General features: G+C 69.5%; 4 protein-coding genes and 2 pseudogenes. All 6 read right to left on the reverse strand.

The genetic code is table 11. The features are described from left to right. A pseudogene (locus HF577_RS34775) lies at window positions 1–265 on the reverse strand (2,3-diaminopropionate biosynthesis protein SbnB); the annotation flags it as partial. Next, complete coding sequence (locus HF577_RS34780) at window positions 262–1,269, reverse strand: TauD/TfdA family dioxygenase (RefSeq protein ID WP_169400253.1); 1,008 nt, start codon at window positions 1,267–1,269, stop codon at window positions 262–264. The gene HF577_RS34780 and the pseudogene HF577_RS34775, both read right to left, overlap by 4 nt. A gap of 27 nt (window positions 1,270–1,296) precedes the next feature. Next, window positions 1,297–4,533 (reverse strand): non-ribosomal peptide synthetase, encoded by a 3,237-nt coding sequence (locus HF577_RS34785; protein WP_169400254.1) that lies wholly within the window; start codon window positions 4,531–4,533, stop codon window positions 1,297–1,299. 38 nt (window positions 4,534–4,571) lie between these two features. Then, window positions 4,572–7,181, reverse strand: a complete 2,610-nt coding sequence (locus HF577_RS34790; protein WP_312859580.1) for a Pls/PosA family non-ribosomal peptide synthetase — start codon at window positions 7,179–7,181, stop codon at window positions 4,572–4,574. 926 nt (window positions 7,182–8,107) lie between these two features. Next, a complete protein-coding gene (locus HF577_RS34795) occupies window positions 8,108–8,917 on the reverse strand; it encodes an alpha/beta fold hydrolase (protein WP_169400255.1) in 810 nt (269 codons plus the stop codon). A gap of 71 nt (window positions 8,918–8,988) precedes the next feature. Continuing rightward, window positions 8,989–10,190 (reverse strand): annotated as a pseudogene (locus HF577_RS34800) (hypothetical protein); the annotation flags it as partial.

A 10,190-nucleotide genomic window follows, 5' to 3' on the forward strand; every position in this document is an offset into this window, starting at 1 on the left:
TGGAGATCCATTTGAGGCCGTCGACGCGGACCTGGCCGCCGATGGAGGCGGGCAGGGCGATGATCCGGTCGGCGGGGCGGTCGGGGAATCGCAGGAAGTAGGAGGGCGGGTTGACCGAGTCACCGGCGCCGTGGAGGCGGTAGGTGGCCTCGACGACCTCCATGATCTGCTTCTCGCCGCCCTGCAGCGCCTGCTGGACCTGACCGCCGGAGATCACCGCGAACGGCGGCACGGTGGCGGCCCCGGTGGGAGGGACGCTGCTCATCGGGTCGTCCCATCCACTGTCGGCGAGCTGTCGCCGAGGCGCATCGCGTCGGCCATGCCGACCAGCACCTCGCGCGGTCCCTCGAAGGCGTCCCTGCTGTGCGAGCTGCGGATGTTGTCGACGAGCATCAGGTCGCCGGCCTGCCACGGCTCGCGCAGGGTGTGGGCCTCGTAGATGCCGGTGAGCAGCTCCACGACGTCCTGACCGATGGGGTCGCCGTTGCCGAAGCGGGTGTTGAACGGGAGCCCGTCGGCGCCGTAGACGTCCACCAGGAACTCGTGCACCTCGGGGTCCATCGTCCACTCGTTCAGGAACGCGATCTGGTTGAACCAGCAGCGCCGGCCGGTCACCGGGTGGCGCACCACAGCGCTGCGCCGCTGGCGGGTACGGAGCTCACCGTCGGGCTGCCACTCGAACTCGATCGCGTTGGCGCGGCAGTAGCTCTCGACGGCACCCGGGTCCTCCGTGCCGAAGGCCTCGGCCCAGGACGCCCCGATGTCCTCGTTGTAGGTGCGGGTGAGCAGCCAGCCCTCGCGCTCGAACCGGTCGACCAGCTCACGCGGCAGCGCCTCGAGCACGGTCGGCGAGTCGGCGACCCCGGTCGCGCCTCCGCTGGTGGCCGCGCCCAGGCAGGCGAACAGCATCACCGAGGGGAACTCCAGGGTGTAGCTCAGCTCGTGGTGCATGCACATCTGCTGGTTCGGTGGCCACTTCGTCGAGGAGTAGACGCCCTCGGAGTAGACCTGCCGGGAGGCGAACGCCTCCCGCTCGGCCATCAGACCGGTGGTGGTCAGCCGCTGGAACACAGCCGCCACCTCCGCCGCGTCGCGTAGCCCGAGACCACGGACCAGAACCGAACCGTGGTCGGTGACGACGGCACGCAGCGCGTCTCGGTGCTCGGCTGCCCAGCGCGGCGCGTCGCCGGTTGGCGCGACTCGCAACATCGGCGGCTTGCCGGGTTGCAGGTCCACGTCGAGCAGCGACGCCGCGGATGAGGACGACATCTCGAATTCCTTCCAGTTCCTATTTGCTCAAGAAGAAGTCAGCAGTTCGGCGGCACTCAGCACGGTCTGCGCCGCCTCGGCGGGCCGCGTGCGCAGGAAGTAGTGCCCGCCGTCGGTGAGCTCGTGCAGCTCGACGCGCTCGGCCAGGAGCTCCCAGTCGCGGTACCGCTGCGCGAAATCCGCGGTGCTCGGGTCGTCGGCGGCGACCACCACGGTGATCGGCGCGGACAGCTTCACCGCAGGCGGGCTGTCGAGGGCGTCGGCGAAGTAGCGGAGCGCGGATCCGTAGTCGTGCCGGTAGGCGGCGCCGACGTGCTCGGCGCGCTGCTGGTCCAGTGCACCCAGCTCCGTGTAGCCGCTGTCGCCCAGCCGCGCCGCGATCTCGGCGTCGGTGCGCTCGGCCAGCTCGGCGAGGGCTGCGCGCCGGTCGGTGGCGGTGCCGAGCAGCTGCGCACCGAGGAACACCCGCTCCACGTGCACGCCGCGCGCCTGCAGGACCCGCGCCGTCTCCAGTGCCAGCGCCGTGCCGGAGGAGTGGCCCCACAGCAGCACCCTGGTCAGGCCACGCCCGACGATCTCGGCGGCCACCTGCTCGACCACCTGCGCGATCGGCACGAACGACTCGCGCTCGGCAGCCAGGTCGTGGCCGGGCAGCTCGACGGCGAGAACCGCCGGCCCGCTCCCGCGCAACGCGGCAGCCATCGGCTGGTAGTTCACCGCGTTGCCGCCGGCGTAGGGGAAGCACACGAGGGCACCGGACCGGGTGGCGTCCGTCCCCGAGAGCGGCTGCAGCAGCCCGGTGCGTCGCTCGGACCTGCCGTCCACCAGCTCGGCCAGATCGGAGAGGACGGGATACCGCGTGACGTCCTTGAGCGACACCGTTCGCTTCAGAGCGACCGCCAGCTTCACGGCAGACAGCGAGTTGCCACCGCGGTCGAAGAAGTGGTCGCCGCGACCGATCTGGTCCACCGGAACGCCGAGCACCTTCGCCCACGCGGCCGCCAGCCGCTCCTCGGTCGGCGTCCGCGGTGCGTCGTAGTCCTCCTCGACGACGTCGAGCTCACGGGCGAGCAGCGTCAGCCGCTTCTTGTCGATCTTGCTGTTGGGGGTGAGCGGCAGGCTTTCCTGCCAGTGGAAGGCCGCCGGCACCATGTATGCGGGCAGCGATGCGCCGAGCCGCTCGCGCAGCACGTCCACATCGATCGTCCGAGGACCCGAGTAGAACGCCACGAGCTGCTTGCTCTGGTCGGGCCGCTCGGCCACCACCACGGCGCCGTCGCGCACCCCGGGCACCCGCAGCAGCGTGTTCTCGATCTCGCCGATCTCGATCCGGAAGCCCGAGATCTTGACCTGGCTGTCCTTCCGGCCGAGGAACTCCAGCTTGCCGCCCGGCAGCCAGCGGCCGTAGTCGCCGCCCACGTAGAGCCGGTCGCCCGGTCGGTGGGGGTCGGTCGTGTAGGCCTGCCGGGTGCGCTCGGGGTCGTTGACGTAGCCACGGCCGACGCACACTCCGGAGAAGACGATCAGTCCGGGCGCGCCGAGCGGGACGGGAACGAGGTTCTCGTCGACGACGTAGACGCTCACGTTCTGGATGGCCGGGCCGAGCGGGACGCGTTCCCCGTCGGGAGCCCGGTCCATGACCTCGTGGTTGGTGTCGTCGGAGGTCTCGGTCAGCCCGTAGGCGTTGACCAGCTTGATCGCCGGCTCCGCGGCGAACCAGCGCTGTGTCAGCTCCCTCTTCAGCGCCTCACCGGTGGCCGACACGCTGTGCAGGTCCGGGAGCTCGCGCGGGTGCTGCTCCAGGTAGGACAGCACGACCTCGAGATAGGACGGCACGACCTGCAGCACCGCGACGCGGTGCTCGGTGATCGTGTCGACGAAGCGCTCGACGTCGAGGATGGCGTCCTGCTCCACGAGCACGGTGCGCCCGCCCACCAGCAGCGCGGAGACCAGCTGCCACAGCGAGATGTCGAAGCACTGGGGCGCGGTCTGCGCGACCGCCTGCCCCTCACCGATCTCGCAGGCGTCGATCTTGGCGTAGAGGTGGTTGAGCATCCCGGCCTGCTCACACATCGCACCCTTGGGCTCACCCGTCGAGCCGGAGGTGAAGTAGATGTAGGCCAGCTGGTCCGCGGTCACCGTGACGCCGAGGTCATCGTCGCCGCGGTTCTCCTCGTAGGCCGTGTCGACGAACAGCGTCTGTGCGCCGGAGACGGTGTCGAGGGCCTTGTCGAGCGTGGTGGTGCTGCCGGGCTCGGTCAGCACCAGCGTGCAGCCGGCGCGGGAGAGCGTGGTCGCGATCCGGTCGGCCGGGAAGTGCGGCTCGATCGGCAGGTACGCCCCGCCGGCCTTGAACACCGCCAGCACCGCGGCCATCCAGTCCAGGTTCCGCTCGGTGACCACCGCGACCACGTCCTCGCGCCGCAGCCCGCGGGCCAGCAGCGCCCGCCCGAGCCGGTTGGCGCGGGCGTTGAGCTCGCGGTAGGTCCACTGCCGCTCGCCCTGCACCGCCGCGACCGCGTCCGGGTGCGCCGCGACCTGCTGCTCGAACAGCTCGTGGAACCGCACATCCGGCAGCTCCCGCCGCGGACCCGCCAGGCCCTCGAGCTGAAACGCCAGCTCCTCGACCGACAGCAGGCTCTGCCGCCGGTGCTCGGCGTCGAGGTCGGCGGTGATCAGGGACAGCGCGGTGAGGTAGTAGCCGGCGACCCGCGCGGCGTAGTCGGCGTCGAGCACGTCGGTCCGGTAGCGCAGCACGAGCCGCCCGTCGGCGATGCCGACCCGCAGCACGGTGCCCTCGGCGAACTCGCCGGCGTGACCGGTCGGGTCCAGGACGGTCTCGAAGGACGGGCCGGCCACGCCCAGCTCGCGCCGCAGCTCCTCGACCGGGAAGTCCTGGTGCGACACCAGCTCCGACTCGACCCGCCGGACGTCGGTCAGCAGCGCGCGCCACGAGTTCGACTCGGTGGTGAGCCGGCAGGGCAGTGTCCGGCCGCCCGCCGTGACGTAGCCGGTGGTGACCTCCTGCTCACCGGACAGGGCGGCGAGCACGGTGGCGTGGGCGGCCAGCAGTACCGAGCTGAACGGCACCGCCAGCTCGTCCGCCAACCGGTGCACCGCCGTCACCAGCGCGTCGGGAAGCGGCGCGTCGTACTCGCCGACACCCGCCGTCGCGTCGAGCGTCCAGCGCGGGATCGCGGTGAAGCCACCGGCGACGAGCACCCCTCGCCAGAACTCCCGCCCGGCTTCCGCTGGCATTGCCATGACAGTCTTCCCTCCGCTCACCGTGGTCACGGTGCTAGTTACCGCCGACCCAGGGCGGTACGATCGACATTCATTTCTCTGGCGGGGTTTCCCGCCCAGTGGTCGTCCGCCGGGACGTCCGCACCCTTCATCACGAAGGAATCGGCATCGATGACCGAGCCGTCGCCCACCGTCACGCCGTAATGGATGAGGGAACCGACCCCGAGCGTGCTGCCCGCCCCGATGGTGATGTAACCGGACTTGAAGGCGCCGTCCTCCTGCGAATGCCCCTGGAGGCGACTTCCCGCATTGAGGGTGGCACCATCGCCGATCGTGGTCAGGGTCTTCTCGATGATGGCGCAGCCGTCGTCGAAGACATGCTTTCCGATTCGAACTCCCAGAAGCCGCCAGACGATGTTCTTGAACGGAGTGCCGTCGAGCAACCTCGGCTGTGCCAGCAGCTTCCAGTAGCGCTCGTGCCACCAGAAGTACCGATCGTAGATCGAGCAGTACTGGGGCTGGAGAGATCCGAACCCTATGACGATACGTTCGACCAGCACGAGGTAGCCGATGCCGAACACGAACATGAACACGCCCAGTCCGGCGATCACGAGCGCGCCGAGCGCACCGTAGAAGTCCGCGGTGGTCAACAGGGCCAAGGACACCACGAAGAAGAGGAACCACCGCACGACCAGCAGCAACGCCATGCTGACCAGGTCGTACCTGTTCTTCGCCGCGATGGCGCGACGGCGCTCCACCCGCGTGAGGTGAGCCATCCGTGTGTCGCGTTGGACCGAGCGCGGAATCTCGAAGCTCGTCGAACCCAGAACCCCGGTGTCCTGCCGGACCTCCCCGTCGACCGGAATACCGACCTTCGTGGCGAGAAGGCAGTTGTCGCCCGTCTTGCCCTGCGCCGGATAGACGATGAAGTTGCCGAGGAAGTTGTTCGCCCCGATCGCGGCGGGCGACACCCGGAAGGACGTGCTCGAGAACTCGGCATTCATGACCGACAGGCCGTCGGCCACCACCGTGCCGCTACCGACAGAGGTGAGGTACGGGTTCTCGGTCCGGACGTCCATGCCGAAGTTGCACCCGGTCTGCACAACCGGGTCGAGCTTGAACCCGACCCACTTGAAGTAGGGGACGATGTAGGAGCTGTCGCCGAAGAGGTTCACGAAGAAGCGCATGTTCGTCGTGCGCGCGATCGCCCGGTGAGCCCAGTGGTGGAAGCCGTACAAGGGATAGAGCTTCCCCGGCTTGATGGCCTTGTTCAGGAGCCGAGGGACGGTGCCCACGAACAGCAGCGCAACGATCAGGAAGCCGAAGAACACCGAGGTCGAGAAGATCAGTGCGTCGCGGTAGAACCACCAGCTCTCGAGAGCCACCGGGTCCGCGTCCATGAGCTCATTGAGCTGTGGAACCTCGGCGAGCAGGAACACCAGGCCGCCGGCCAGCACCGGCATGCCCACGACCAGCACGCCGAGCGCCTGCGTGAGGCCGAAGAACGCTCGCCTGAAGGCGTTGCGGCCGGGCGCAGGGCTGGGCAGCCGGAAGTTCTCCTCCGTCCGCAGCGCCGGGGATCCGGACCAGCGCTCGCCATCGGGTATCGCCTGGCCGGCGTTCAGCGAGGAGGCGTGACCGAGTTGGCTCCCGTCGCCCACCGACGTGTTGATGTCGAGCACGCTCATCTCGCCGACGAACGCGCCCTTCCCCAGGGTGACCGCGCCCGTCTGGATCACCCCGGCCTCGGCGCGGTAGCCGTTGAAGAACGCGTCCTTCCGGACCACGGCGCCGGCACCGACAGTGAGCAGATCGGTGCACACCGGAACATTCCTGGAGAAGATCACCGCACCGCGCCCGACCTTCGCGCCGAGTGCCCGCAGGTACAGGTTGTAGAGCGGCGAGGTGGTGCTCAGGCGCGACCGGCCGCCGATGAACAGAAGCAGCGGGTTGGTCCGAACCAGCGTCTTGATTGCCCAGAAACGGACGTATGCGAGGCTCCAGACCCGGATCTCCTGGGGCTTCCAGCGGCCGATGACCAGCCATTTGGCCAGGATTGGCAGGACGCACAGGCCGACGACGGCCGCACTGCCGAACACGAGTGACCGAAGATAGATATCGACCAGGCCGGAGGCGGTCGAGATCCAGTTGTAGCCTTCGTTGGTGACGAGCGCAGCAAGATAGGTATATGCGAGAAAGATCAGGGCCTGCAGTACTCCGCAGAAGACGTAGTCCAGCCGACCGGCCGGCTTCGCCTGGATTGGTTCCGGGGCCGGGCCCTCGATCATCTCGATGGCCGGGGCAGCGGACCCGACGGTCGGTGCCGGCGGTGCACCGGCGGTGGGCGCAGTGACCGCGAGGGCTTTCGCCAGGCTTTCGATGGTCTGGTGGCGGTAAACGTCCTTTATGGATATCTTCGGGAGGTCTGCCCGTTTTCTGACCCGCGCACAGAAGTGCGCCATCACGAGCGAGTCGGCACCGAGATCGTCGAAGAAGTGGCTGTCGACCGGTACCCGATCGACCTGCACGACGTCCGCCAGAACCTCGGCGAGACCCAGTTCAATGCTGGTCAGGGAGCCGACGGGGCCACCCTGGATGGTCGGAGAGCTACTCCGGACGGTTGGAGGTGCAGCCACTCGGGCTGGCATCACCTCGATCGACTCTCCCACTACGTGAGCTCCTTGCACAGGAAATTGACAGTTTCGATACAGGTTCTGATGAGCTCGTGACAGGGCCGCGTCGACCTGTTCCGAGGAAGAATTGAGAAGTGATGTGCATCGCTCCCGTGGGCGGGAATAGGAAGCAACCGGAAGTGACCCGGGACACTTCCCTGAAACGGATCTACATGATCAAGAAGGAGTGTCTCGAAATGCGCATCCGGCACATCGTCGACCACGCATGACGGGCCGAACCCACCATGCCGGAGCAAGATCATCAATCCTCCTTACGTGCGAGCACCCAACTCCCCTACGTGCGATCGCTCATCAGGGTTCAGATCGCGGTCGGGGCGATCTCCTGGTGCCGTGGCGGTGGCGGGGGAACCGCACTTCCGGCCGACGTGCCCGAGAACTGCTTGTCGGAGAGAGGCATCCGGAAAATCGTCGGGTCAGGCCGCGATGTTTCACGGTGCGTCAGTTTTCACCCGCCTGGACCTCTCCGAAGGAAAGTGTAACCCGAACGCGAGGGGACTCCATGCGATGTGACGATGCCCGCGCGATCCACCAGATGTTATAGTGGGATCCTCGCGTTCAAGGAATGGTCAAGGTTATACCAATAATCATCTTCGACAGGCTGTCACGAGTCAGTTCGTCCGGTTTGTGTCGCATTAGTCGGTGTATTGAAGATCGGTTCGGCAGTGGAAACCACCCGTTCGGCGGCACCGAAATGCAGGGCGGGTGCGCGTAGGCGGGTCCGCAGGGCCGCCACGGCTGCCGGGTGCCCGCCCCGCCGACCCGGCCGGCCGCGCCGGCTCGCCGCATCCGTGGTGCGGTAGGTCACGGCAGCGCAGTGAGGTGCGTCATGGTCGCCGACCCGGAGGTCGATGCTCAGGGTCGGCGCGCTGCCGAACTGTGGGTGTGTACGCCGTCCGGGTCACTCACCGCCCGAGCCCGGCCAGCAGCCGGGCGAACCGTTGCGGGTCGACGAGGTGCGGGAAGTGGCCGCTGTGCGCCCAGACCTCCACGGTCGCGGCGGGCAGGTGTTCGCCGAACCACCGCGCGTAGCCCGGCTTCGGCTCGTCACCGGTGATGTACAGGTAGGGCGCTCCGGAGGCCCGGAGTGCGGCGGTCTCCTGCTCGATCATCGCCGTGAGCTCGGCGGTCGGCTGCGTGAGCAACTGGCTCCAGTACCCGAGGACGACCTGTTGGCGCGCTCGCGAGGTGGAGCGCACGAGGTCCTGCGCGTCAGCCGGGAGCAGCTCGACGTGGAAGCTGTCGTAGAACATCTGCCACACCGCGCGGAACCCGGGCCCGCGCAGCCGTTCGGCGAGCGCGCGCACGAAGGTGGCGAAGGGGGCCGCGTCCAGCGGCTGGTCGATGTTCACGACCCCACGGGCGGGGTGGTGCGCGGCGTAGCTCGTCGCGAGGCGCCCGCCGAACGAGTGCCCGACGACGACGGGCGCGGTGAGGCCGGCCGCCTCGACCACGTGGTGGAGCTGCGCGGTGAGGGTGTCGAGGTCGTAGGCCGGCTGGTCCGGTGACCGGCCGTGCCCGGGCAGGTCGATGGCCACGGTGCGGCGTGCCGGGTCGATGCGTTCCAGCTCCGCGACGATGCCACGCCACATCGACCGGTCGAAGGTCAGGCCGTGCACCAGGAGCAATGGCGCGGCGTCGGTGCCCGCGCCGTGGTCGTCTGCGGCGAGCCCTGCGATGTCGACGGGGTGGTCGGTGTCCTGTTCGGTGTCCATGGGTTCCTCCAGGGGATGGTCGTCATCCGGGTGGCGTAAATCGACGGGGAACGATGCGTACGCACGCCGGCTCAGACGTGCCAGCGGCCCGGGCCGCCCGCCGCCGGCTGGTAGCGGCACGCCCGGCCGGTGCGGATCGAGGCGGACAGGTGGGCCCCGGCTGCCGGGGCTGCTCGGGTGATCGTGTCGATGACTCCCCGCAGCGTGCGGGTGACGTTGACCCGGGCCCGTTCGTCGGCGCCGGAGACGGTTCTGCCGCGTCCGCCCAGACCGGTTGCCCGGCGGAGCTCGTCGAGCAGGGCGTCGCGCTCGGCGACCGCGCGCTCGGCGGCGAGCCTGTCGCCGGTGGTGTCGGCGGCGTCGAGCGCGTCCCCGAGCGCGGCCAGGCGCTTGCGGTACGTGTCCCGGGCGGCGGCGTCGAGCACCGGCTCCGCCGCGGCGGCGGTCAGGCCGGCGCCGCCGGCGGCCAGGTCGAGCGCGGTGATCTCCTGGCCGGGTGCGGCGAGGAGTGTGCGGAGGTAGGCAACACCGCGGCCGTCGCGGAGCCGAGCCCGCTCGTCCCCGGCCTCGAGCAGCCAGTCCGGTCCGTCGCGGCGCAGTGTCCACTCGTCCGGCAGTGGGGCGTACGCCCCCGACAGCCCCCGCATGCCCAGCAGGGCAGTGATGTCGCGGGCGCGTCGGCGATGGGAGCCGGCCAGTTCGGCGTCGCCGTCATGGCCGCGTCGGGTGAGCGTGTCGGCCAGCGCGGCCACGGTGTGGGCGAGGAACGGCAGCGCACCGTTCTCCTCCTCCCACGCGGCGGCCTCCCCGAGCAGCTCGACCGCCTCGTCGAACCGGCCGAGGTGGGTGGCGAGGGTGCCGAGATGGTGCGCGACCGGTCCGCTGACCGTGTTGGCGCCCGCCCACACCACCAGGCGCTCCCGGTAGCCGGCCAGCGCCTCGTACAGCCGGGCGGCGGCAGCCGTGTTCCCGGTGGCGACGGCCACCACGGCGAGGTCCGCGGCCGCGCCGAGCCAGCGTGGCCCCGAGCCGGCCAGCACGCGGGGCAGCGCGCGTTCCAGTTCCAGGCCGGCCTCCGCGGTCCTGCCGAGCGACACCAGGAACCGGGCCGCCGTGGCCTCGTAGAGGTGCCCGGGGTGACGGCGCGCGAAGGCGCGCAGGCGCTCCAGCTCGGCCTGGTCCTCCGCGGTCGGGGGGTCCCCGCGCAGCAGCGTGATCGCCCACCGCAGGGTGATGACGAGCCGGTCGGTGTCGGCCAGCCCCACCCGCCCGC

This window comes from Pseudonocardia xinjiangensis, assembly GCF_012911925.1.
Classification (GTDB): Bacteria; Actinomycetota; Actinomycetes; order Mycobacteriales; family Pseudonocardiaceae; genus Pseudonocardia; species Pseudonocardia xinjiangensis.